General features: G+C 38.4%; 25 protein-coding genes. 2 read left to right on the top strand and 23 right to left on the bottom strand.

The genetic code is table 11. The features are described 5' to 3' along the window. Positions 1-189: 189 nt before the first annotated feature. From J2Z82_RS09880 to smc, 14 genes are all read right to left on the bottom strand, one after another. Entirely contained in the window at positions 190-960 is a 771-nt protein-coding gene (locus tag J2Z82_RS09880; RefSeq protein WP_209480640.1) for a ribonuclease HII, read from the bottom strand. Positions 961-1,040: 80 nt separating this feature from the next. Beyond that, the gene (gene ylqF, locus J2Z82_RS09875) at positions 1,041-1,889 is read right to left on the bottom strand and encodes a ribosome biogenesis GTPase YlqF (protein ID WP_209480639.1); all 849 of its coding nucleotides are present in this window, start codon (positions 1,887-1,889) and stop codon (positions 1,041-1,043) included. Between the two features lie 12 nt (positions 1,890-1,901). Then, the gene (gene lepB, locus J2Z82_RS09870) at positions 1,902-2,462 is read right to left on the bottom strand and encodes a signal peptidase I (protein WP_209480638.1); all 561 of its coding nucleotides are present in this window, start codon (positions 2,460-2,462) and stop codon (positions 1,902-1,904) included. A gap of 148 nt (positions 2,463-2,610) precedes the next feature. Next, positions 2,611-2,955: a 50S ribosomal protein L19 gene (gene rplS / locus J2Z82_RS09865; protein ID WP_209480637.1), complete on the bottom strand. Its 345-nt coding sequence runs from the start codon at positions 2,953-2,955 to the stop codon at positions 2,611-2,613. A gap of 135 nt (positions 2,956-3,090) precedes the next feature. Further along, the gene (gene trmD, locus J2Z82_RS09860; protein WP_209480636.1) at positions 3,091-3,825 is read right to left on the bottom strand and encodes a tRNA (guanosine(37)-N1)-methyltransferase TrmD; all 735 of its coding nucleotides are present in this window, start codon (positions 3,823-3,825) and stop codon (positions 3,091-3,093) included. Then, positions 3,825-4,340 (bottom strand): ribosome maturation factor RimM, encoded by a 516-nt coding sequence (gene rimM, locus J2Z82_RS09855; RefSeq protein ID WP_209480635.1) that lies wholly within the window; start codon positions 4,338-4,340, stop codon positions 3,825-3,827. The genes trmD and rimM overlap by 1 nt, the downstream gene beginning before the upstream one ends. 12 nt (positions 4,341-4,352) lie before the next feature. After that, positions 4,353-4,742, bottom strand: coding sequence for a YlqD family protein (locus J2Z82_RS09850; RefSeq protein ID WP_209480634.1), 390 nt, complete (start codon positions 4,740-4,742; stop codon positions 4,353-4,355). An 85-nt stretch (positions 4,743-4,827) separates the two neighbouring features. Further along, a complete protein-coding gene (locus J2Z82_RS09845; RefSeq protein WP_092492973.1) occupies positions 4,828-5,055 on the bottom strand; it encodes a KH domain-containing protein in 228 nt (75 codons plus the stop codon). A gap of 14 nt (positions 5,056-5,069) precedes the next feature. Further along, positions 5,070-5,342, bottom strand: a complete 273-nt coding sequence (rpsP, locus tag J2Z82_RS09840) for a 30S ribosomal protein S16 (RefSeq protein WP_092492974.1) — start codon at positions 5,340-5,342, stop codon at positions 5,070-5,072. A 36-nt stretch (positions 5,343-5,378) separates the two neighbouring features. After that, positions 5,379-5,531, bottom strand: a complete 153-nt coding sequence (locus J2Z82_RS09835) for a hypothetical protein (protein ID WP_209480633.1) — start codon at positions 5,529-5,531, stop codon at positions 5,379-5,381. 67 nt (positions 5,532-5,598) lie between these two features. Beyond that, positions 5,599-6,942, bottom strand: coding sequence for a signal recognition particle protein (gene ffh / locus J2Z82_RS09830; protein ID WP_209480632.1), 1,344 nt, complete (start codon positions 6,940-6,942; stop codon positions 5,599-5,601). Between the two features lie 13 nt (positions 6,943-6,955). Then, entirely contained in the window at positions 6,956-7,276 is a 321-nt protein-coding gene (locus tag J2Z82_RS09825; RefSeq protein ID WP_209480631.1) for a putative DNA-binding protein, read from the bottom strand. 50 nt (positions 7,277-7,326) lie between these two features. Further along, positions 7,327-8,325 (bottom strand): signal recognition particle-docking protein FtsY, encoded by a 999-nt coding sequence (ftsY, locus tag J2Z82_RS09820; protein ID WP_209480630.1) that lies wholly within the window; start codon positions 8,323-8,325, stop codon positions 7,327-7,329. 16 nt (positions 8,326-8,341) lie between these two features. Continuing rightward, entirely contained in the window at positions 8,342-11,908 is a 3,567-nt protein-coding gene (gene smc, locus J2Z82_RS09815) for a chromosome segregation protein SMC (RefSeq protein WP_209480629.1), read from the bottom strand. A gap of 172 nt (positions 11,909-12,080) precedes the next feature. Here smc and J2Z82_RS09810 point away from each other — a divergent pair, with 172 nt between their 5' ends. Then, positions 12,081-12,305, top strand: coding sequence for a DUF1128 domain-containing protein (locus J2Z82_RS09810; RefSeq protein WP_209480628.1), 225 nt, complete (start codon positions 12,081-12,083; stop codon positions 12,303-12,305). A 325-nt stretch (positions 12,306-12,630) separates the two neighbouring features. Here the strand turns inward: J2Z82_RS09810 and rnc are convergent, their stop codons facing one another. From rnc to sdaAB, 9 genes are all read right to left on the bottom strand, one after another. Further along, a complete protein-coding gene (gene rnc, locus J2Z82_RS09805; protein WP_209480627.1) occupies positions 12,631-13,314 on the bottom strand; it encodes a ribonuclease III in 684 nt (227 codons plus the stop codon). Positions 13,315-13,415: 101 nt separating this feature from the next. Further along, positions 13,416-13,652, bottom strand: a complete 237-nt coding sequence (acpP, locus tag J2Z82_RS09800; protein WP_092492981.1) for an acyl carrier protein — start codon at positions 13,650-13,652, stop codon at positions 13,416-13,418. 513 nt (positions 13,653-14,165) lie between these two features. Continuing rightward, complete coding sequence (fabG, locus tag J2Z82_RS09795; protein ID WP_209480626.1) at positions 14,166-14,906, bottom strand: 3-oxoacyl-[acyl-carrier-protein] reductase; 741 nt, start codon at positions 14,904-14,906, stop codon at positions 14,166-14,168. Beyond that, positions 14,906-15,847: an ACP S-malonyltransferase gene (gene fabD / locus J2Z82_RS09790; RefSeq protein WP_209480625.1), complete on the bottom strand. Its 942-nt coding sequence runs from the start codon at positions 15,845-15,847 to the stop codon at positions 14,906-14,908. Before fabD ends, fabG begins: the two co-directional genes overlap by 1 nt. Further along, positions 15,844-16,845 (bottom strand): phosphate acyltransferase PlsX, encoded by a 1,002-nt coding sequence (plsX, locus tag J2Z82_RS09785; RefSeq protein WP_209480624.1) that lies wholly within the window; start codon positions 16,843-16,845, stop codon positions 15,844-15,846. Before plsX ends, fabD begins: the two co-directional genes overlap by 4 nt. After that, positions 16,842-17,423 (bottom strand): transcription factor FapR, encoded by a 582-nt coding sequence (gene fapR, locus J2Z82_RS09780; RefSeq protein ID WP_209480623.1) that lies wholly within the window; start codon positions 17,421-17,423, stop codon positions 16,842-16,844. The genes plsX and fapR overlap by 4 nt, the downstream gene beginning before the upstream one ends. A gap of 390 nt (positions 17,424-17,813) precedes the next feature. Next, on the bottom strand, positions 17,814-19,853 hold the full coding sequence (gene recG, locus J2Z82_RS09775) for an ATP-dependent DNA helicase RecG (protein WP_342453622.1): 2,040 nt from the start codon (positions 19,851-19,853) through the stop codon (positions 17,814-17,816). Positions 19,854-19,861: 8 nt separating this feature from the next. After that, complete coding sequence (gene sdaAA / locus J2Z82_RS09770; protein ID WP_209480621.1) at positions 19,862-20,737, bottom strand: L-serine ammonia-lyase, iron-sulfur-dependent, subunit alpha; 876 nt, start codon at positions 20,735-20,737, stop codon at positions 19,862-19,864. Positions 20,738-20,764: 27 nt separating this feature from the next. Further along, on the bottom strand, positions 20,765-21,427 hold the full coding sequence (gene sdaAB, locus J2Z82_RS09765; protein ID WP_209480620.1) for an L-serine ammonia-lyase, iron-sulfur-dependent subunit beta: 663 nt from the start codon (positions 21,425-21,427) through the stop codon (positions 20,765-20,767). Positions 21,428-21,684: 257 nt separating this feature from the next. Here sdaAB and J2Z82_RS09760 point away from each other — a divergent pair, with 257 nt between their 5' ends. Beyond that, positions 21,685-22,968 carry an NCS2 family permease gene (locus J2Z82_RS09760; protein ID WP_209480619.1) on the top strand — a complete coding sequence of 428 codons (1,284 nt, stop codon included), beginning with the start codon at positions 21,685-21,687 and terminating at the stop codon, positions 22,966-22,968. Positions 22,969-23,207: the final 239 nt, after the last annotated feature.

Here is a 23,207-nt window from a genome sequence, read left to right as displayed (position 1 = left end):
GCTAGCGAAGACACTGTGAAAGCGATAGCCTTGAACAGATGTCGCCTTTGTACCCGGAGTTGTGAAAGCTAGTATATTCCAACTGGTGGTTAGAGAACCACACTTACATTCAGTCTACTTAGCAATTTATATCAACTACGCTTTGATTTCGTTATTTTGGTAATGCAACAATCTCTTAGATAACGGTTATTAGTTAATAGCATTTCTAACAGGTGCATACGACTTTCGATGATAGGGAGATATGCCGTGTTCTGTTAACATCTCCATATGATGCTTGGTGCCGTACCCCATATTAGATTTAAATTCATAGACAGGATATTTCTTATGTAATTCCTTCATTAAATTATCACGGGTGACCTTTGCCAAAATACTTGCAGCAGCAATAGTTATGCTCTCTTGATCTCCCTTTATAATGGATTCGGAGCTACATGGTAAATTATCTAGTGATACGGCATCAAGTAATACATGATCTGGTTTTGGATTCAATTGGTTTATAGCATCATGCATTGCAAGCTTTGTAGCTTCGTAGATATTGACTTGATCGATTTTTTGGCTGGTTATAATGGATATTCCATAACTAACCGCCTGTTCCTTTACAATACTAAAAAACTTGTTTCTTGTGGACTCATTCAACTGTTTGGAATCGTTTAATCCAAGCAATTTAAATTCCCTTGGTAAAATAACGGAAGCGGCTACAACAGGACCCGCCAGCGGCCCACGACCAGCTTCATCAACGCCAGCTATATACTGGCAGCCATTTGCATAGCAGTTTTTCTCATACCGGGACATTTGCACAAAGTTCTGTTTTATTTTCTGTTCTCTTAGCTTTTGGCGTTCATACTGTTTAATAAGTTTCTGAACACCTTTTCGCTCATCCCTTTTCAAGTCATTTAGAAAGTATTCATCAATCTTTTCAGTTTCAAATAGCTCTTTTATCATAGCAATCGATTTTTGTTCCATTTAATCACCTTTTTCTATTTCTTTATATCGGCTGTTTTCTGAAAAAGTGAAAAGTGACATCATCCAAAGATGTATGCCACTTAACTTTCAGGTGTTTCAAGTGTGATGTTGCCAAGTTTACCGGTCCTTAGATCACGTATTACCAAATCTGACACTTTTTCAAAATTTACGTTTCCGCCACTTTCCAACGCACCACGCTGTTTTCCAATTGATACAAAAATCTCCCACATATCTTCAGTATCAGATTCAACTGCATAACGCTCTTCAAGCTGTACAGGGTAATGCTCTTGCATATATTTAATAACGAACGCTACGATATCCTGTAATGATAGCAATTGATCCTTAATGGTACCAATAGCTGCTAACCGATAGCCAACCATTTCATCTTCAAATTTAGGCCACAAAATTCCCGGTGTATCAAGCAACTCAAAGTCTTTTTTAACTTTAATCCATAGCTGGTGCTTGGTTACACCTGGTTTGTCGCCAGTTTTGGCAATCTTTTTATTTGCGAGACGATTAATTAAAGTAGACTTACCAACATTTGGAATACCAATTATCATTGCCCGGGCCGGACGTGGCTGAATACCTTTTTTCCTTAGCTTATCCATTTTTTCTTGACCTAGCTCTTTACCTAGTTGAATTACTCGTTTCAAGTCAGCCTTATCATTCACATTAATTGCTACTGCATGTACATTTTGTTCTTTAAAATAAGAAATCCATCTATCCGTTTCACGATTATCTGCTAAATCCCTTTTCATCAGAACAATCATTTTGGGCTTGTTTTGTAAGACCTGCTGCAGCATTGGGTTTTGTGAAGATAGTGGGGCTCTGGCATCAACTAGCTCCATTACAAAATCAACTAACTTTAATTTCTCTTCGACCTCACGTCTTGCTTTTGCCATATGACCTGGAAACCATTGTATAGTCATTGTTTTATCACCTTATTCACTTATAGTCTGCATTCTGTCAAATGGCCAGTATATTAAACTTGTTTTTCCAACAATTTGATCCATGGATACTAGACCTAACATACGGCTATCTGTTGAATTGTTACGATTATCCCCTAACACAAGCACATGATCTTCAGGAATCTGTTTATATTTACCAGGAAGCTCTTCAAGCTTAAAGTCACTTGTTAAAGAATTAGTAGACATTCTGTTTTGTTTTTGTGCTGTCAGAAATGGTTCCTTGACCTCTTCACCATTGATATACAATACATCATCGTCGACAGCAACGTGTTCACCAGGCAACCCGATAATCCGTTTTATAAAATCCTTTTGGTCTGAAGCATGGAAAACGACTATATCAAACCGCTTTGGCTCATCTATATCATATAAAAATTTATTAACAATCATTTGGTCCCGATCATGCAATGTGGGCATCATGGATGGACCATCTACAACAATTGGGGCAAAAAAGAACGTTCGGACAATAAAGGCTAATGCAAAAGCAATTAATAAAGCCTTTATCCAGTCAAACCATTCACTTTTCTGTTTAGCCATATATTCCCCTCCGACAACAGCTATATGTATTATAGTATTATATATTACCTTTATTATATCATTTAACATTAAAATATGTACTTGTTGTATTTAAAGTAAAAAGGAGCTTGCACACATGGGCCAAGCTCCTTTCCAATAATGTTGACTATTATCTGCGTTCTTTAATACGTGCTGCTTTACCACGTAAATTACGTAGATAGTATAGTTTTGCACGTCGAACAATACCACGACGAGAAACTTCAATTTTCGCAACGCGAGGTGAATGTACTGGGAATGTACGTTCAACACCAACACCGTAAGAAATCTTTCTTACTGTAAATGTTTCACTGATTCCACCGTTTTGGCGTTTAATTACAACACCTTCGAAAACCTGAATACGTTCACGTGTTCCTTCGACAACTTTTACGTGTACTTTAACAGTGTCTCCTGGGCGAAACTCAGGACGATCAGTGCGAAGTTGCTCTTTTGTAATGTCTGCAATTAATTGTTGCATCCTACTTCACTCCTTCCAAACCAATGCTCATATCTCGCTAAGGGACAGCGGAACACCGTTTATACGACTTAAGTATCCTACTTAAGCACAACAGTAAATATACCATAATGATATAATGAGTTCAACTATATTTATCTAATTATTATTAAATTCATTCCATATTTTTGCGTCTTCTTCGGATAAAGAGTGTTTATCAATTAATTCACGTCGTCTTTCATAGGTCCGTTTCAATGATTCTTTCCTGCGCCATGCTTCTATTTTAGCATGGTCACCAGACAACAGAATATCCGGAACCTTCATACCTCGAAAGTTAGCTGGACGTGTATAGTGTGGATGTTCCAATAATCCAGTTGAAAAAGAATCCTCAGGTGCGGATTCTTTGTTACCCAGCACATCTGGTAATAAGCGAACAACACTGTCGATAACAACCATAGCACCGAGTTCTCCACCGGTAAGCACATAATCACCTATAGAAATTTCATCGGTGACAAGCTGTTCTCTGATCCGTTCATCGTATCCCTCATAATGACCACAAATAAATACGAGATGATCTTCTTTTGCTAGCTCCTCGGCTTTTTTCTGATTATAAGGTTCACCCTGTGGACACAAAAGTACAATTCGCGGCTTAGTTGTTGGCCTTTCCTTAACAACTGCATCGACAGCATCAAATAAAGGTTGTGGAGTTAACACCATACCTGCTCCTCCACCATATGGGTAGTCATCAACTTTATAATGTTTGTCTTTGGTATAATCACGAAAGTTTATTAGGTTATAGCTAAATTTATCTTTTTCATATGCTTTTTTAAGAATCGAAGAATTAAAAACCCCGGACAACATTTCAGGAAATAAGGTCAATACATCAATATGCATTAGTCCAGCAGTCCTTCCATAGGATCGATAATCACTTTATTAGCCGCCACATCCACCTGCTTGACAACTTCCTCAATATAGGGAATGAGGACGTCTTTACCCTTTTCCTGTTTCATGACCCATACATCATTTGCTCCTGGTGACAATATTTCTTTAATTACTCCGATCTTTTCACCACTATGCATATAAACATCACAGCCAATAATTTCGTGGTAATAGTATTCATCTTCTTCCAGGTCGGTTAATTGACCTTCCGTTATTTTAAGAAATGCACCTTTATAATGCTCAACATCGCCAATGTTGTCGATTCCTTTAAATTGAAGAAGATCAAACCCCTTATGTATACGATGTGAAGTTATTTCCAATTCAATAGGAGCTTCGTTTTCTTTCACCAAAAACAATGTCCCTCCAACTTCAAACCGATCATCAAAATCACTGATACGCAGCACTTTTACTTCGCCTCTTATACCATGTGTGTTTATAATTTTACCTACATTTAACATCTTTTCAGTCATAAATTTCACCTGCTACTCATCAATTCTTATAACGATGTCATCTTCAATAACGATCGCTGTTTCTTCCATAATCTCATTCCAATGCGATCCAATTTTCACTTCAACAAGAGATTCAACTTCTTTTTCCGTAATTTCACTGCCTATTTCCAGCATATCCAACTGTTCAATTTTAAAGTCAAGCAGTTTAATCTTTTCCTTGCGATTCTTAACTTCCTGCTGAAATCGCTGAGAAAGTTCTTGTTTTGATACACCTGTTTTATTTTGTAATTTACGTTGTTCAAACAGGAGCTGTTGACACTCTTGTTCAAGTCGCATTTTATGATTATAAAAATTTTTGTGTAATTTTGCTTTGCTTTTGTCAGTAATAACTTGCTTTATGAGAACCTTCTTTATTATTTGCACTACTGTTCCTCGCTCTCCTAAACAGTGTTGGTACAGAAAATAATGAATTAGATGTGGAAAAAGGGAAAGGTATCCCCCTTTCCCTTTACATAATATCCAAATAAATACGTTTATTTGCATCCGATTTCGCTGCATAAACAACGGTTCGAATTGCCTTTGCGATACGTCCATTTTTACCAATAACCTTACCAACATCGTTTTGATTTACAGAAAGATGGTAAACAATCTTTGCATCCTCTTCTGTTTCTGTTACAACAATGTCCTCTGGTTGATCAACTAATGGTGTAACGATTGATTCGATTAGGGCTTTCATGATATCACACTACTTTACTTTTGATTTTTCTGGTCGTGGAATTTTTTCATGATGCCTTCTTTTGAGAAAAGGTTACGAACTGTATCACTTGGTTTTGCGCCTTTAGTCATCCAATCCAATGCTTTTTCTTCATCTATTTTAACTTCAACTGGATTAACCACAGGATTGTATGTTCCAATTTGCTCGATTAAGCGACCATCACGTGGAGAACGTGAATCTGCTACAACTAAACGATAAAATGGATTTCTTTTAGATCCCATACGTTTTAAACGAATTTTAACTGCCATGTTATTGCACCTCCAATAAATATGTTTTACACAATTTTAGATTCTAACAGAAAGTTCAAAGTCTGTAAAGTGTTTTTCCATTACATGATAAAAAGTTATTGAATATTTTAAAGTAAAACCGCCACTTTGCATGGCAACGTCGACCCGCCCGCAAGGAAGATCGACTAAGACCGCCGCTTTGCGCGGCAACGTCGACCCACCCGCGATACGCGGGCGCAGTCCATACGTCGCTGAACAGGCGCTTGCGCTTTTGTTCTTACATAAACGGAAATTTCATTCCTTTGCCTTTTTTACCCTTTTGGGCACCTGTCATTTGCTTCATCATTTTTTTCATTTCTTCAAATTGCTTCAACAAACGGTTCACTTGCGAAACTGAAGTTCCAGAACCTTTTGCAATTCGTTTTTTCCGGCTAGCGTTCATAATGCTTGGCTCTTGTCGTTCTTTCTTTGTCATCGATTGGATAATTGCTTCCACATAAACAAGCTGTTTCTCATCAATTTGTGCGTTTTTCAGACCCTTCATTTTATTAGCACCTGGAATCATACCCATCAGATCTTCTAATGGTCCCATATCCTTCACTTGACCCATCTGTTCCAAAAAGTCATCAAAGGTAAAGGATGCCGTACGCATTTTTTGTTCAAGTTCTTTTGCTTGTTTCTCATCAACGTTTGTCTGTGCTTTTTCAATAAGTGATAACACATCACCCATACCGAGAATTCGAGATGCCATCCGCTCGGGGTGAAATGCCTCAAAGCCATCTAGTTTTTCACCCGTACCTGCAAATTTTATCGGTTTATCAGTAACAGCTTTGATAGATAGTGCTGCACCACCACGTGTATCACCATCAAGTTTCGTTAATACCACACCAGATAAGTCTAGCTGCTCATTGAAGCTTTCGGCAACATTTACTGCGTCCTGACCTGTCATTGCATCGACGACTAAGAATATTTCATCCGGTTTTACGGATGACTTAATCTGTTGTAGTTCTTCCATCAAATCAGTATCAACATGTAAACGGCCTGCTGTATCAATAATGACATAATCATTATGTTCTGCTTTAGCCTGTTGCACGGCTTCAGATGCGATATCAACAGGATTAGCCTCTGTACCTTTTGAAAAAACAGGCATATCCAATTGCTGGCCAAGTGTTTTAAGCTGGTCTATCGCTGCTGGACGATAAACGTCGCATGCTGCTAATAATGGCGAGCGATTATGCTGTTTTCGTAAATGGTTTGCTAGCTTACCAGTTGTCGTTGTCTTTCCGGCACCTTGCAGACCAACCATCATGATTACAGTTGGTGAACGATCGGCAACAGCAATTTTACTTTGCTCACCACCCATTAATTCTGTTAATTCTTCTTTCACAACTTTGATTACCTGTTGTCCAGGTGTTAAGCTCTCCATCACTTCCTGACCAACAGCACGTTCTTTTATCCGTTTAATTAAGTCTTTTACAACCTTAAAGTTTACATCGGCTTCAAGTAAAGCGAGTCTGACTTCACGCGTCATTTCTTTAACGTCTTGTTCTGAGACCTTACCCTTACCTTTTATTTTTTTCATCGTGCTTTGTAAACGGTCGGCCAATCCTTCAAATGCCATAGAAGGTGTCCCCCTAGTCTAATTCTTTTAATTGATTAATAAACATTTGCATCTTACTATCATTAGCAGTCACTTCATCCAGCTGAGCTAAAATGGTGACACGCTGCTGAAATTTATTATATAGTTTCAACTTTTGTTCATAAGACTCAAGCATTTTTTCTGTACGTCTAATATTATCATAAACAGCTTGCCTGGAAACCTCAAATAGCTCGGAAATTTCACCCAGTGAATAGTCCTCCAAATAATACATTTCCATATAATTACGCTGTTTAGGGGTTAGCAGCTCTTGATAAAAGTCGAATAAATAATTAACTCGCGTTGTCTTTTCCAGCAATCAAAACACCCCTTGTTAAGTGAAATCCCTTTACAATAAATATACTAACATTATTCTGGACTATCTTCAAGGAGATCAGCGAATAAACCATAGACAAAAGCATGTGCGTTAAACTCTTGAAGATCATCTATTTTTTCACCAAGCCCCACGTATTTAACAGGTATGTTTAATTCGTTTCGGATTGCTAAAACAATTCCACCTTTTGCAGTTCCATCAAGCTTCGTTAGTACAATACCGGATACATCGGTTGCGTCGGAAAATGTTTTTGCCTGGCTCATTGCATTTTGTCCAGTCGTTCCATCTAATACTAACAGCACTTCATGTGGTGCCCCAGGAACTTCCCGCTCAATAACTCGCTTAACTTTGGAAAGCTCATTCATTAAGTTCACCTTATTTTGTAACCTTCCAGCTGTATCACAGATTAATACATCAGCATTACGAGATTTCGCAGCCTTAATCCCGTCAAATATAACCGCAGCAGGGTCACTTCCGGCACTTTGCTTAATTACATCTACATCGGCACGATCCCCCCACACATCCAATTGTTCGATAGCCCCAGCACGAAAAGTATCGCCGGCAGCTAATACAACATTTTTACCATCTTGCTTTAATTTGTGTGCAAGTTTACCAATAGAGGTAGTTTTACCGACTCCATTCACACCTACTACAAGGATTACAGAAAGTTGATCTTTCTCAATATGCAACTCTTCAATTTGTTCATCATCATCTCCATAGTAAATTTCTACAAGCTTTTCAGAAATAACATTCTTTACTTCTTTCGTATCTTTTATATTTTGACGTTTTACTTCCATCTTTAATTCTTCAACAAGATCCATTACCGTCATAACACCGACATCTGCCGAAATAAGTACTTCTTCCAGTTCTTCAAAAAAATCCTCATCGACTTTACGATAGCGGGCAATTAGATCATTAATTTTTCCTGAAAAGGAATTTCGCGTCTTTTCCATACCTTCCTTATATTTTGCTGAAACTTCTTCTGTTTCCTCATTTTGCTTAAATTTATTTTTTAATTTTTCCATGAAACTCATCTATGTGACATCCTCCCTACGAGTTAACTAATTCTTTAGTGTCCTCTAACCGAACAGATACTAAACGTGATACTCCAGACTCTTGCATTGTGACACCATATAACACATTTGCCTCTTCCATTGTACCTTTTCGGTGTGTGATCACAATAAATTGCGTATCTTTACTATATGCATTGACATATTTTGCAAACCTTGTAACATTCGCTTCATCAAGTGCCGCTTCTACTTCATCTAATACACAGAACGGTACAGGGCGAACACGCAAGATCGCAAATAATAACGCTATTGCTGTTAGTGCGCGTTCACCACCGGAAAGTAAACCAAGATGTTGAAGCCTCTTACCTGGTGGCTGAGCAATAATTTCCACACCCGTATCCAGAAGATTACTTGGATCGGTTAGTTTTAATTCAGCATGACCGCCTCCAAACAATTGCTCAAAAACTACAGCGAACTCGTCCTTTATCTGGCTGAACGTTTCACCGAATCGTTTTTGCATCTCCTCATCCATTTCTGAAATAACGGTATATAACGTTTGTTTCGCTTCCACCAAATCATTCTTTTGCTCAGATAAAAAGTCATAGCGCTCTGATATACGTTCAAATTCATCGATTGCGCCCAGGTTAACTGTTCCAAGCTGATCAATCGCTTGTTTAATTTGATTCACCATTGATTTAGTCTCTTCAATATCGTCTGTCTTATCGTAGGTTTGTTTAGCTTTTTCAAAGGTAATCGTATAATCTGATTGCAATTGCGACAGCCTGTTTTCCAGCTCTACATCTAAGCGATTCGCCTTAACTTCTTTTTGCTGAATCTCTTGCATAAATGATTGATGCTTTGTGTTCTCTTCTTTTAACTCTCTCTCTTGATCCTGCATAAGCTGTGTTCTTTCTGATCTATTGGAACGCATATGCTGAATTTTACTCGTTAGAGCTTCCTTATCATCCTTAGCCGACTGAATGTTCTGATCAATATCAGCTTCGGTTTCTGTGGAATTTTGCATTTCAAGTAAGTCATCTAAATCGCTTGTGTATTTCTCATATTGCGCTTGGTATTCTGTTAATTGATCATTTACCGTATTCGTTTTTTCACGTTGGCTCCTCAAACGTTCTTCCTGTTCAGCCAAAGTTACCTGCGCTTTTTGAAAGTCCTGTTGCAATTGCTCCTGATTTTCTTTAAAATCCGCTTCTTGTTCAGTAAGTTCATTAATCTGATTCTGTATCTTTACAAGCTGATTTGAAATATCACCTAGTTCACTTGAGAGTTGCTTATCACGAGATTCTAATTCCTCGTTATCCTGATCAAATTGCTGTTTATCTTGATCATATAATGTAAGACTATCATTAAGTGACACCAGTTTCATTTCCACCTCTTTGTACGAAGATCGAATATCCTGGAGTATCTGATGCTCATTCGTAACAGCGTGTTCTTCGTCTGTTAATTGCTGTTCTGTCGCCTCAATCTGCTGTTTTTGTTTGTCGACTTTCTGTTCAAATGCAGCAGCTTTCTTCTGAAATTCACTTAATTTATCTGTTACTTCCTGTAAATCCTTTTCTCTTGTGAATAAGGACTGATTTGATTTCTTCTGTGCTCCACCAGACATTGAGCCCCCTGGATTAACAACGTCACCCTCAAGTGTAACAATACGGTATTTACGCATAACAATTTTTGCTATTTCGTTAGCATCTCGTAATGTTTTGGCAATTATAACATGCCCCATTAGGTGGTTGACTGCTTTTTGAAGGTCACTTTGTGCAGATACTAAATCCGCAGCGACACCAATAAAACCAGCATGATTCTCAACTTTTGACAGTACCTCTTTCGGCACAAAGCGAGCTTTAATTGAGGATAATGGTAAAAACGTTGCTCGTCCACTGTTAGTTCTTTTAAGCCAGCTAATTGCATCACGAGCTGCCGTATCATCACTCACAACGACATGCTGCGCCTGAGCACCGAGTACTGTTTCAATTGCTGTTATATACGTTTTAGGTACATCAACAAGTTCAATCACAGCACCAGAAATACCATCAAGTTTCCTTTCCTCACGGGCTTTCAGAACGGCCTTAACACCATAGAAGAAACCTTGAAAATCTTCTTTCATATCTTCAAGCATTTCCTGTTTGGATTTTAGCTTTTCAATATATTGATAGCCTTGATATAGTTTCGTCTGTGCTTCTTGAAATTCTTGTCGGTCAGTACTCAGCTTTTCCTTCAATTGCTGTATAGCTGATGCCATAGCGTTATACTTTTTTTCTTGAGCTGAATAGTCGGACTGGAGTTTATCTTTTTGATTCGTAAGCTCGGTTCGTTGTATGAGCAAATCCTCAAATTTCTCTGCCTGTTTATCTTTTTTACCTGAAATCTGCTGTTGCTGCTGTTCAATCGATTGCTTTTCATTTCGCTTTGCAGCTTGCTTATTTAGAAACTCAATATATTCTGATTTCAGTTCTTCGATTTGCTCAGCAATGTTTTCTCTATCGGTTGTCAGCTTTTCTTCTAACTGTTCAACCTGTTGTTTTGTATAATTTCGTTTTGCTTGTAATGATGAAAGTTGCTCATTTTCTTCGTTTAGTTCATCTTTTAGCTTTTCGATACGATTAGCTGTTTCACTTTTCTGCAACTCAAGCTTTTCTTTGTTTTCTGCAAAATGTTTTGTGCGTTCATTATGTACCTGTTTTTTACCTTCAAGTTGTTCAAGTTGTTGTGTTGTTGTTAAAAGGTTTGCCTGCAGTTTCTCAACTTCTTCATCAAGTTCTTGGATTTCCTGACGCTCTTTTTCCAGCTTTGCTTCTTTTTGCTGGATTGACGTTTTTAAATTAATTTCATTCATTTTTTCTTCATCTAATTCATCGAGTAATGCTTGCCACTGTTCATGAAGTTGTTCAATTTCCGTAACAAGAAGCGAGATTTCTTGTTGTTTCAGCTGTTCTTTCTTATCCAAATATTTCTTAGCTGTTTCAGCTTGTTCTTCTAATGGATCTATTTGCTGCTCTATTTCATGTATAATATCTTCTACACGATTTAAATTCTCTTGTGTTTCAGCTAATTTATATTCAGCCTTTTTCTTGCGCTGTTTATACTTAAGTACGCCCGCTGCTTCTTCAAAAATAGTTCGTCGCTCTTCTGCTTTGGAACTTAAAATTTCTTCTACTTTCCCCTGACTTATAATCGAGAATGCTTCACGACCAAGACCTGAATCCATAAATAATTCCACAATATCTTTCAATCGACAGGCTTGTTTATTAATATAAAATTCACTTTCTCCTGAACGGTATACACGGCGTGTAACACTTACTTCTTCGTAGTCAAGTGGAAGCGCCTGATCACTATTATCTAGTACTAGAGTAACCTCGGCAACGTTCAAGGGTTTTCTGGAGTCACTTCCCTGAAAAATAATATCTTCCATTTTGGAACCACGCAAGGATCTTGCTGATTGCTCCCCAAGTACCCATCTGATTGCGTCCGTAATATTACTTTTTCCACTTCCATTTGGACCAACTACTGCTGTAACACCGGGAACAAAATCAACATTGATCCGTTCAGCAAATGATTTGAATCCTACACTTTCCAATCGTTTTAAATACATTATACATTCTCCTATTTCTTGCCGAGATAAAGTAAAATTTTATGTACCATATAAAATTTGGCTTTTTACCGCATTTATTTTATCATAAACATAGGCACAAAAGAAGGCATAGCCAAGTACATACATGAATAATTGCTTTGTTATTGTCAAACTAATTAGATGAGGTGTTTACATGAATTTGGAGAATCCATCACAAGAAAACTTAAAGTTTATCCTCGATGAACTTGCAGAGATGTTGAATGTCGTTAACCGTACTATTATGGACCCGGAAGATTATGATTTGGAAAAATACGAGGACATTAAATTTATGTATGAGATGATTAAGCAGAAGGGGCAGTTAAGTGCTTCAGAAACACAAGCATTTATTGATGAATTACGGTCTGTAAGAAAATCATAACATAAATCCATCAAATTAAAAGCACAATCGCCAGTTCTGGGCCGTATGCAATGCGCTCATCGTTGCGGATGGGTAATGTCGCCATATAAAGCTGAGGCCATAGTCGCCTTTATTTCTTATCGTAGATACGGGGAGAAAAGTCACTAGGCGCTGTCCGTTGAAAACACAACTTCCTGCAACGTCATCGGTGTTAGTATGCCCTGTAGTCAAGGCTGGGCATGGCTGATTCGTTGGTCAGTTATTCAGCAATTAAATCTTATAGTTTCCTACACTAGATAAAAGGCCAGAGAATCAAATGATTCTCTGGTTTATTCCTTAATACTTCTTAATCGTTATAGCTGTCCAATCCGTTCTTTGCTGCACGTTGCTCGGCTTCTTTTTTTGTACGACCAACACCAACTCCTACAACATCCCCTTTTATTATTACCTGCGTAACAAATTCTTTGTCATGAGAAGGGCCCTTTTCCTCCACAATACTGTATTCTATATTGTGAATTTTATGTTGTTGCACAAGCTCTTGCAGTTGGCTCTTATAATCCATCGCATGCGAAAAAGCACCAGTTTTAATTTTCGGAAATACATATCTCTCAAGAAATTGAATAGCAATATCATATCCCTTATCCAGATACAGTGCTCCAAGAAATGCTTCAAAAACATCCGCTAATAAAGCCGGGCGGTCTCTTCCACCTGTTTGTTCCTCACCTTTTCCTAAACGGATATAATCACCAAAATTCAATTCGCGGGCAAAATTCACTAGAGACGGTTCACAAACAATCGACGCGCGTAGTTTAGTTAGATCCCCTTCTGCCATACTATCCTTATTTCGATACAGATATTGAGAAACACCTAGTTCCAGAACGGCATCTCCTAAAAACTCCAAACGTTCATTATCCGAAAATGATTCTTCACGATGCTCATTCACATAAGATGAATGTGTAAAAGCCTGTCTGATTAAGTCATGGTCATTAAATGTAATATCAAGTTGTTCTTGCAACGATGAAATATTCATATCATTATCACCACTTTGTACTGTTTATTTTGCTTAACAAAAATTACTCTGAAATATTAAATATACGGAAAGTCCCGCATTTGCGAGACTTTCGACTATATTTATGATTGAATACTGTTTATGTAGTTAACAGCATCACCCACAGTATTAATTTTCTCTGCTTCTTCATCTGCTATTTCCATATCAAATTCATCTTCAAGCTCCATTACAAGCTCAACAACGTCTAATGAGTCTGCTTCTAAGTCATCTTTAAAAGAGGCTTCCATTTTCACTTTAGATTCTTCCACATCAAGACGATCAACGATGATATTTTTTACACGATCAAATACGTCTGCCATAATACTTCACCCCCCTTCGAGGATTTAATCTTTCGTGCTCAGTGATCCTGATTTACTCTTCCTGTTTCAGTTCATCAAGCTAGCGACTCGTGACGTAAGCAATTGTCACACGAGTACAAAACCCGTGCTCTACGGACTCTTGTTCACGCATGTCATCGCTCAGCAATCCCCATTCGCTATTATTGATCCAGTTCCTGCTCCTAGCGACTAGTAGACTTCCTTCTCCTCCTTACGATAAGTCAACGTCGAATCGCATACGCTCTTCGCGTTTCCTTCACCTCAGGGAAAAGGAAGATCGACTAAGCCCGCCGCTTTGCGCGGCAACGTCGACCCACCCGCAGCACTGAGCGCAGTCCATACGTCGCTGAACAGTCGCCTGCACTTTTCTTCCTATCCAGCTCATTGGGCTAGCGACTCGTGACGTAAGTAATTGTCACTTGAGCACAAAACCCGTGCTCTACGGACTCTTACTTACGCATGTCGTCGCTAAGCAAGCCCCATTCGCTTTTATACCTACATTACCATTCCACCATCTATGTGAATTGTTTGTCCAGTAATATAATTAGCGTCATCTGAAGCAAGAAAACGGACAACTTTTGCCACATCTTCCGGTTCACCAAGTTTTGCTAATGGAACCATCGCAAGCATGCCTTCTTTTTGCTCTTCAGTGAGTTCATCCGTCATATCTGTTGAAATAAAACCAGGCGCGACTGCGTTAACCAGGATATTGCGTGATGCAAATTCTTTTGCGGTGGACTTAGTCAAACCGATAACACCGGCTTTAGCAGCAACATAATTTGCCTGCCCTGGGTTTCCACTCACACCTACGATTGAAGCAACATTAACAATTCTGCCGCTTTTTTGTTTCATCATCTGTCTTGAAACAGCTTTTGTACATTGGAAAACGCCTTTGAGATTTGTATTAATAACTTGATCGAATTCATCTTCCTTCATTCGCATTATCAAATTATCTCGTGTAATTCCAGCATTATTTACCAGGATATCCAAACTTCCAAATTGGTTTACAACTTCTTTAACCATTGCTTTAGCATTCTCTTGGTTCGCAACATCAGCCTGTACCTTAAATGATTTTACACCCAATTGCTCGATTTCTTCAACAACAGATTGTGCTTTTTCTTCACTGCCAGCATAATTTACTACTACATTTGCACCTTGTTTTGCCAATTCCAGGGCAATGGAGCGCCCAATACCTCGCGAAGCGCCAGTTACGAGTGCGCTTTTTCCTTGTAACATTACAAGTCCTCCTTATACCACGAAATAAAATCGTTTAACGATGCCGGATCCTGTACTGCAAATGTTTTAACATTGCGGTTAATTTTCTTCACTAAACCACTTAACACTTTACCATTCCCAACCTCAACAAAAGCATCTACACCAGCATCAATCATATTACGGATGGATTCCTCAAATCTAACAGGTGAATAAAGCTGCCTGATGAGTAAATCTTTTATTTCTTCCTTTTCGGTTACAGGTTGAGCAGAAACATTCGCATAAACCGGAATGCGTGCTTCATTAAATTCTATATCATTTAATTTTTTGGAAAACTGCTCATTAGCTGCCTGCATAAGTCTGGAATGAAATGGACCACTAACATTCAATGGTAAAACACGTTTAGCACCATTTTCTTTTAAAAGCTTGCTTGCTGTCTCTATTCCTTCTTTAGAGCCGGAAATAACAATCTGACCAGGGCAATTCAGGTTAGCAATATCAACAACTTCATCTTCATTCAGATGTTGAAGAGATTGTTTTATATCCTCCTCAGACATACCCAGAACCGCTGCCATTGCTCCCTTTCCCTTTGGAAATGCTTCTTCCATCAATTTGCCACGCGAAGCAACAAGTGGCAGTGCTTCCTGGAAAGAGATTGCTTCGGCTGCGACCAGTGAACTATATTCTCCAAGACTATGTCCAACAGCCATATCAGGCTTTATTCCTTCTTTTACAAGCAATGTATGAACAGCAATACTAGAAAGTAATAATGCGGGCTGAGCGTTTTCTGTTTCTGTTAATTTTTCCTTAGAACCTTCAAACATAATAGTTGATATATCCACGTCTAGAAGCTGATCCGCTTCACGAAATAATTCCTGTACCTCGGGATATTCTTCATAAAATGACTTTCCCATACCCACTGTCTGTGATCCTTGCCCAGGGAACATAAAGGCTATTCGTCTCATTCGTTCTCCCCCCATTCAATTGTTTCCATTGTAGTTTTCATTGTATTTGTAACGTCAAATTCCACCATATGCGCCGCCTGTTTAATTGCATTATATATAGCACGGCGATTCGACGACCCATGTGCTTTTATTACAGGTGCAGAAAGACCAAATAACCCTGCCCCGCCATACTCTGAATAATCCAGCTTACCTTGCAGCCCTTTTAAGTCGCTTTTTACCATTCCAGCAGCAATTTTTGTTTTAATAGATGACATAAACGTTTCTTTAAGCATCGAAAACATTGTCATAGCGGTACCTTCAATAGTCTTTAGTGCAATATTTCCGCTAAATCCATCTGTTACAACGACATCAGCAGCTCCGGATAATATATCTCGTGCTTCAACATTCCCAATGAAATTAACTGGGGCTTTCTTTAATTGAGTAAATGCTTTTTTAGTTAGCTCATTTCCTTTTCCATCTTCAGTTCCAACATTTAATAATCCTACTGTTGGGCTCGTAATCGCGCGTACTTTTTCTGTATATATGGAACCCATAATTGCATATTGGACAAGATGATGCGCCTTTGCATCGACATTGGCTCCTACATCGAGAAGTAAAAAGCCTTTTCCATCTATTGTTGGCAATGTCGGACTTAGTGCAGGACGGTCAACACCTGAAATTCTTCCAACTACAAATAACCCAGCGCTCATAAGGGCACCAGTATTCCCAGCAGATATGCACGCATCAGCACGATTCTCTTTCACTTCTTTTCCCATTAATACAAGCGAGGAATTCTTTTTACGACGTACCGCGCGAACAGGTTCATCGGCAGCAGTAATTACTTCATCCGTATGTATAATATCAATATTTTTTGAATTTGATAAATGTGAACTTATTTTTTTTTCATCGCCAATTAAAGTTATCGTTAAATTTTCAATCTGAGAAACGGCATCCATAGCTCCCAAAACAATCTCTCTAGGTGCATGGTCGCCTCCCATGGCATCAATTGCTATTTTCATTTTGGATTGTCCCCTTTTTGATCATTTGAGCGATACATATGAAATAACCCGGTAAACACTTTTTCATTTTCAACGAAGCTGTTTACCCTGACAATCGTTAAACCTTTATCGCTCACATCTTCTACAAAGGCCTTTGCAACCACACGTTCTCCCTCTTTAACCTGACGCGTAAACTTAAGTTCAGATTTTACGGTTAATGCGAGTTCATCATTAATAACGGCAACAGCAAGTGAGTTTGCTTGAGCAAACAAGTGATGTCCCCTTGCTATCTTGTTTCTTGAAAAAACATGTTCTTTATTTATTACTAAAATTGAAATGGCCCTGTTATCCAATTCCAAATCAATAATTTCCCCAATTACTTCATCGAGGGTAAGTGCTTTCACCGTTTCGTTCCATTGGTATGTGGCAACCGACTTAATTCGCTCGCGAAGCTCCGGAATCGATAGTTCCATTCGGTCTAAACGAATTGTCTGGATACTAACGTTAAATTTTTTTGATAAATCATCATCAGTTATAAACGGAGTATTTTCAATCGTTTCTTTTAATAATCGCTGCCGTTCCACTTTACGTATCTTCATTTACTGGCACCATCCAAATAACAAAAGCGTAAGTGACTGTTTAGTGACGTATGGACTGCGCCCGCGTATCGCGGTGATTTTAGTCGATCTTCCTTTGCCTGAGATAAAGGCAAAACGCCCCTTCATTGGGGTGTGTCGACGTTGGGCGCAAAACCCTTTTTTAGTCGGCCTTCCTTCGTCATTCGATTCGATGTTAACTTATCGTTAGGAGGAGTAGGAAGTCCACTAGTCAATAGTCACCGAAACTGAACGTGGCTTATTTTTTTAATTCAGCTGTACACAACGCTTCTATTTTATAATTTCCTTATAAAAATGTGGTATTACTGCTAATACTATGACTTGGTACTAATAGTAATATATAATACCAAGCCTAAATATGCAAGTTAACAATTAATCGAGTTTATCCTGAAGAAATGTATCGTTTTCTAAGTTTACTCTTAGTTGATAAAATTCGCTATTTTCCTCCAGTAAATTCTTCTCAATTATTTCCTGCGCGTCCTGCCTGGCAGTTTCCAATGCGCGATAATCATGAATCATATCTGCTACCTTGAAGTCAGGCAAACCACTTTGTTTTTTGCCAAAGAAATCACCCGGACCACGTAGCTTTAAATCCTGCTCGGATAACTCAAAGCCGTTATTGGTTTCAGTCATAATACGCATCCGTTCTTTTCCGACTTCCCCTTTTGGATCGGCAATTAAAATACAATAACTTTGCTTATCTCCACGACCTACGCGCCCTCTAAGCTGGTGTAACTGGGATAAACCAAAGCGCTCTGCATCATAGATAACCATAATTGTTGCATTTTGGACATTCACTCCCACTTCAACAACAGTAGTCGAGACCAATACTTGAATTTCATTTGCTGCATATTGTTTCATGACCTCATCTTTTTCATCGGCTGTAAGTCGCCCATGCATAAGTCCAACTTTTAAAGAATTTGAATAAAATTCCTGTAATTGATGAAAAAGGTCAACAGCATTTTGAATATCCATCTTGTCCGACTCTTCGATTAATGGACAAATAACATAGGCCTGTTCACCTTGATTAACACGTTTTTCAATAAATCCGAGTACCCGGTCAAGCGTATTTTCTTTTGTCCAGTATGTTTCAATTTCTTTTCTGCCTGATGGCATTTCATCAATTACAGAAACATCCATATCACCAAAAGCAGTAATTGCTAATGTACGCGGGATTGGGGTAGCTGTCATAAATAAAACATCAGGGTTTAATCCCTTATCTCGCAAGGTACGACGTTGTTTAACCCCAAACCGATGCTGCTCATCAACAATGGCAAAGCCAAGATCATCAAAGAAAACATCGTCCTGAATTAATGCATGAGTTCCGATAACAATATTTACCTCATGTCTTTCAATAGCAGCGGTCATCTCTTTTCTTTTTTTACCCTTCACAGAACCGGTCAGTAAAACAATAGTGGCTTTATCTCCAAATAATTCTGTAAGTGATTGATAATGCTGCTCAGCCAATATTTCTGTTGGTACCATTAATGCCCCCTGTTTGCCAGCAGTTATAGCAGCATATAGGCAAATTGCTGCTACAGCTGTTTTGCCGGAACCAACATCACCTTGTAAAAGACGATTCATTCGGTAGGGTGATTTCATATCTGCTAGTATTTGATTCAATGATTTTTGCTGCGCATTGGTTAGTGAGAATGGAAAGCAACCGATAAATTCATTAAGCTGCATCGCATCATAGTGTTGCGCATTGCCTTTTGTTGCCTCACGTTTAACTTTTCTTAATAACTGCATTCTTAACTGAAATAATAGAAACTCTTCATATGTAAATCTTCGTCGTGCATGTTTTAAATCAATTCTATTTTTCGGAAAATGCATGGTCTTGACCGCGCTTTGTCGATCTGGAAGTTTATAAGTTTCTAAATAGTAAGCTGGTAAAATTTCAGTAATTTCCGCTCCATAGTCGCTTATAGCAGTTTGTATCGTTTTTTTTATCTTATAATTAGTTACGTCACCTTTAAGCGAGTACATGGGCTGAATCGCTGTCTGCTCAGATGCGGGACCTTTTTTATAATTACTGACAGTGATTTGCAATCGATGTGCATCCCACTTACCAGTTAATGTGATTGTGTCGCCTGCATTAATTTGTTTTTTGGCAAATGCACGGTTAAACATAACAGCCTTAATCGCTACATTCTCTACTTCAACATTAAAAGTTAACCTGGACTTTTTCTTTCCATAAAAAGTAAGGGAAGGCTCATTTACTACTCTTCCCTCAATTGTAACTTTATCGTCATGAATTAATTCGCTAAGAGGTTTAATTTCAAATACATCGTAGCGGTTGGGGAAATAGTACAGCAAATCTTCCACAGTATGCAGATTCATCTCTGCCAGACTTCCTGCGAACTTATCACCTACCCCTTTTAATTGCATTACTGGATCACTTAGCACGTTAATCACTCTTTCTAAACGGACATACCGAATATTTTCTCTTTTAATAGACGTCCTGTCGGTGTGTCTGCTAGTCCGCCTTCACCTGTCTCACGCAAACTTGATGGCATTTGCTTACCAATACGGTACATGGCACCAATTACTTCATCACACGGGATTCTGCTTGTTACACCAGCTAAAGCCATATCTGCTGATACGATAGCAAGTGAAGATCCCCCAGCATTACGTTTTACACATGGGACTTCAACAAGACCCGCAACTGGGTCACAAACAAGACCAAGCATATTCTTCAATGTCATAGCAAATGCCTCAGCTGATTGCTGCGGCGTTCCACCGGCCATTTCAACTATTGCAGCAGATGCCATTGCACCTGCTGAACCTACCTCTGCCTGACATCCGCCAGCAGCTCCAGAAATAAATGAATTGTTTGCAACAACAAATCCAAATGCACCAGAAGTAAAAAGATAACGGATCATTTGTTCGCGCGTCGGATTCAATTGGTTCTTAACAGCAAATAATGTCCCTGGTACACAGCCTGCACTCCCCGCGGTTGGTGTTGCACAAATTGTACCCATTGCTGCATTCACTTCATTAGTACCCATTGCCTTACTAACAGCATCCATTAATAGATTACCTGATAGTGGTGTCTTTTCCTTCATATAATTTTGAATTAAAACTGCATCTCCGCCAGTCAGTCCAGTAACAGATTCTACACCTTTCAGGCTATCTTCTACTGCTTTTTCCATTACTTCAAGATTCTTCTCCATTTCAGAATAAACTTCTTCACGTGATTTATCTTTAACTTCCATCTCTTGACGGATCATTATTTCTGAAATTAACGTATCTTCCTTTTCTGCCATTTCTACTAATTCTGCAGCATTACGAAACATATGATGAAAACTCCTCTCTATTGACGATTAGCTGACTATTTTTGAGATCTGGATAATATGATCAGCACTCTCTAACTCTTTTAAAATAGTATCTTCCACATTTTGGTCGACCTCAATAACCATTAATGCTTCTTTTCCAACATCTTTACGATTCACTTCCATATGTCCAATGTTAATCTCATTTTTAGCCAAAATTTTAGTTACAGAAGCAATAGCTCCATAGCGATCATTATGCATGATTAGAATTGCTGGATGATTGCCTGATAAACGTAATTCAAAGCCATTTAATTCAGTGATTTCTACTTTTCCACCACCAATAGATATACCTACGAGCTCAATCTGATCTGTATCATTTCCAATAATGAGCCGTGCAGTATTCGGATGATCAACACCAGCACTATCCTCAATAAATTGAACATCGATATTTTTCTCTTTTGCAGTGTCCAATGCTTGATTCATTCGCGTATCATCTGTTTCATATCCTAACAAACCGCCAACTAAAGCAAAGTCTGTTCCGTGTCCTTTATATGTTTTAGCAAATGATTCATATAAATGAATTCTTGCCCATTTTGGCTCTTCACCAAATAAATTACGTGCAGCTTTACCGATCCTTGCTGCACCTGCTGTATGTGAACTGGAAGGACCAATCATAACTGGTCCAATAATATCAAAGACTGAATTATACTTCACGAATCAACACCGTCCCCCAAATAAATTTCTCTCCATTATTAATTATAACAAAAACCCATCTAATAATCACCCGAGGGTTGAATTGAGCTTTATTTTTCTCTAGTCTAACTTACCGCTTGACTTCATTGACTTTTTTTGGAGGGGAACATATAATAATTATTTGTGGATTATACATTTAAGAGTGTATTCATTTAACTATTGAACACACTATATATAGTCGGGTGGGAGAGGGACAGTTAGAAATTTGAGGAGATTAGATGCCTTATAATAACAACACTGAGTTAGAAGCTACTAAAGGTAAATGGCGAACAGAAATTGTTGCCGGTTTGGTTGGCTACCTTACTACAGTCTATATTGTTGCTGTAAATGGTTCTATCCTTAGTGAAGCAGGAATTTCACTTGAAGCTGGAATGCTTGCAACGATAATGGCAAGTTTTGTCGGAACAATTTTGATGGGATTATTTGCAAAGCTCCCTTTGATTCTGATTCCTGGGATGGGGATTAATGCATTATTTGCCTATTCCATTGTCGAAGGTGCAGGATTAACATTTCAAGAAGGCTTAGCAGTTGTAATGATTGCTTCTATATTATTTTTAATTACTGCGTTTAGTCGCTTGGGTGTCCTACTAAAAGAAGCAATACCTGAATCATTAAAACATGCAATTACAGTAGGGCTCGGATTTTTCCTAATCTTAATAGGCTTAGAGAAAAGTGAACTTGTTGTCAGTGGTGCAAACACCATTGTTGCTATTGGTGACTTCACTTCACCTACTGTCATCGTAAGTTTACTAACATTATTCATTGCGATATTCTTATTTATTAAGAATATCCCAGCAAACTTTCTAATTACGATGATAAGCGGGACTATATTTGCACATTTCTTTGGTATTCTGGACACTGGAAAAAGCGCTGTGAGTATTAATATGGATGAAATGTTATTCATGCCATCATTTACAGCAGTTGATGAGCTTGGATTCTGGCTGGCAATCTTTCCATTAGCGATGATTCTTATCTTCGAAAACATGGGATTATTGCATGGACAGCTTCACATGTTGGAACGTAACAACAGCTATAAGAAAGCATATCAAGTAACTGCATTCTCATCGCTTACTTGCGCATTTTTTGGTACTTCTCCAACTGTATCGGCAGCAGAGAATGCGGCTGTAATAGCATCAAATGGCAGGTCGAGAAAAGCTTCTGTAACAGCTGGGTTACTTTTCTTAGCAACGATATTTATTATTCCATGGATATCCATGATACCAAATGCCGCTATTAGCCCAATATTAATCATTGTCGGAGTTCTAATGGCACAGAATATCAGACACGTTCCATTGGATGATTTATCAGAAGCGTTGCCAGCATTCTTAATCGTCGCTTTAATACCGTTCACTTACAGTATAGCGGATGGGATGGCATTTGGTTTTATTGCATACCCAATTGTTAAGCTAGCTTTAGGTAAGCAGAAGGAATTATCTATTACATTAATTATTATCTCCGCATTGTTCCTGTTTGACTTCATCATAAAAATAACAGGAATCTAAAAATAAGCAGTTCAATTTCGCAGTACAAACCGCACCTTGTACCCTTAATTGAACTGCTATTTTTATTCGGCCTTTTGGAAAACAGCCGTATATTTTAGTAACAGTAATTAAGGAATTGACTCAAGTAATAGAAAAGAGCATCAAAGGTAGTGACCCCCAAAAGTTAGAGTTTTGATTATGCAACTGTTTGGCTGGTTTGAGTTCGGTATTCCACTGGACTTAAACCAGCCAATTTTTCT

The sequence above is a fragment of the Virgibacillus litoralis genome (assembly GCF_017873675.1).
Lineage (GTDB): Bacteria > Bacillota > Bacilli > Bacillales > Amphibacillaceae > Lentibacillus > Lentibacillus litoralis.
This window is presented reverse-complemented; position numbering and strand designations above follow the sequence as displayed.

Excerpts from the sequence above, each read along its gene's own strand:
- J2Z82_RS09880 (WP_209480640.1), bottom strand. The coding sequence starts at position 960 with ATGGAACAAAAATCGATTGCTATGATAAAAGAGCTATTTGAAACTGAA.
- ylqF (WP_209480639.1), bottom strand. The coding sequence starts at position 1,889 with ATGACTATACAATGGTTTCCAGGTCATATGGCAAAAGCAAGACGTGAG.
- lepB (WP_209480638.1), bottom strand. The coding sequence starts at position 2,462 with ATGGCTAAACAGAAAAGTGAATGGTTTGACTGGATAAAGGCTTTATTA.
- rplS (WP_209480637.1), bottom strand. The coding sequence starts at position 2,955 with ATGCAACAATTAATTGCAGACATTACAAAAGAGCAACTTCGCACTGAT.
- trmD (WP_209480636.1), bottom strand. The coding sequence starts at position 3,825 with ATGCATATTGATGTATTGACCTTATTTCCTGAAATGTTGTCCGGGGTT.
- rimM (WP_209480635.1), bottom strand. The coding sequence starts at position 4,340 with ATGACTGAAAAGATGTTAAATGTAGGTAAAATTATAAACACACATGGT.
- J2Z82_RS09845 (WP_092492973.1), bottom strand. The coding sequence starts at position 5,055 with ATGAAAGCCCTAATCGAATCAATCGTTACACCATTAGTTGATCAACCA.
- rpsP (WP_092492974.1), bottom strand. The coding sequence starts at position 5,342 with ATGGCAGTTAAAATTCGTTTAAAACGTATGGGATCTAAAAGAAATCCA.
- ffh (WP_209480632.1), bottom strand. The coding sequence starts at position 6,942 with ATGGCATTTGAAGGATTGGCCGACCGTTTACAAAGCACGATGAAAAAA.
- ftsY (WP_209480630.1), bottom strand. The coding sequence starts at position 8,325 with ATGAGTTTCATGGAAAAATTAAAAAATAAATTTAAGCAAAATGAGGAA.
- smc (WP_209480629.1), bottom strand. The coding sequence starts at position 11,908 with ATGTATTTAAAACGATTGGAAAGTGTAGGATTCAAATCATTTGCTGAA.
- J2Z82_RS09810 (WP_209480628.1), top strand. The coding sequence starts at position 12,081 with ATGAATTTGGAGAATCCATCACAAGAAAACTTAAAGTTTATCCTCGAT.
- rnc (WP_209480627.1), bottom strand. The coding sequence starts at position 13,314 with ATGAATATTTCATCGTTGCAAGAACAACTTGATATTACATTTAATGAC.
- acpP (WP_092492981.1), bottom strand. The coding sequence starts at position 13,652 with ATGGCAGACGTATTTGATCGTGTAAAAAATATCATCGTTGATCGTCTT.
- fabG (WP_209480626.1), bottom strand. The coding sequence starts at position 14,906 with ATGTTACAAGGAAAAAGCGCACTCGTAACTGGCGCTTCGCGAGGTATT.
- fabD (WP_209480625.1), bottom strand. The coding sequence starts at position 15,847 with ATGAGACGAATAGCCTTTATGTTCCCTGGGCAAGGATCACAGACAGTG.
- plsX (WP_209480624.1), bottom strand. The coding sequence starts at position 16,845 with ATGAAAATAGCAATTGATGCCATGGGAGGCGACCATGCACCTAGAGAG.
- fapR (WP_209480623.1), bottom strand. The coding sequence starts at position 17,423 with ATGAAGATACGTAAAGTGGAACGGCAGCGATTATTAAAAGAAACGATT.
- sdaAA (WP_209480621.1), bottom strand. The coding sequence starts at position 20,737 with ATGTTTCGTAATGCTGCAGAATTAGTAGAAATGGCAGAAAAGGAAGAT.
- J2Z82_RS09760 (WP_209480619.1), top strand. The coding sequence starts at position 21,685 with ATGCCTTATAATAACAACACTGAGTTAGAAGCTACTAAAGGTAAATGG.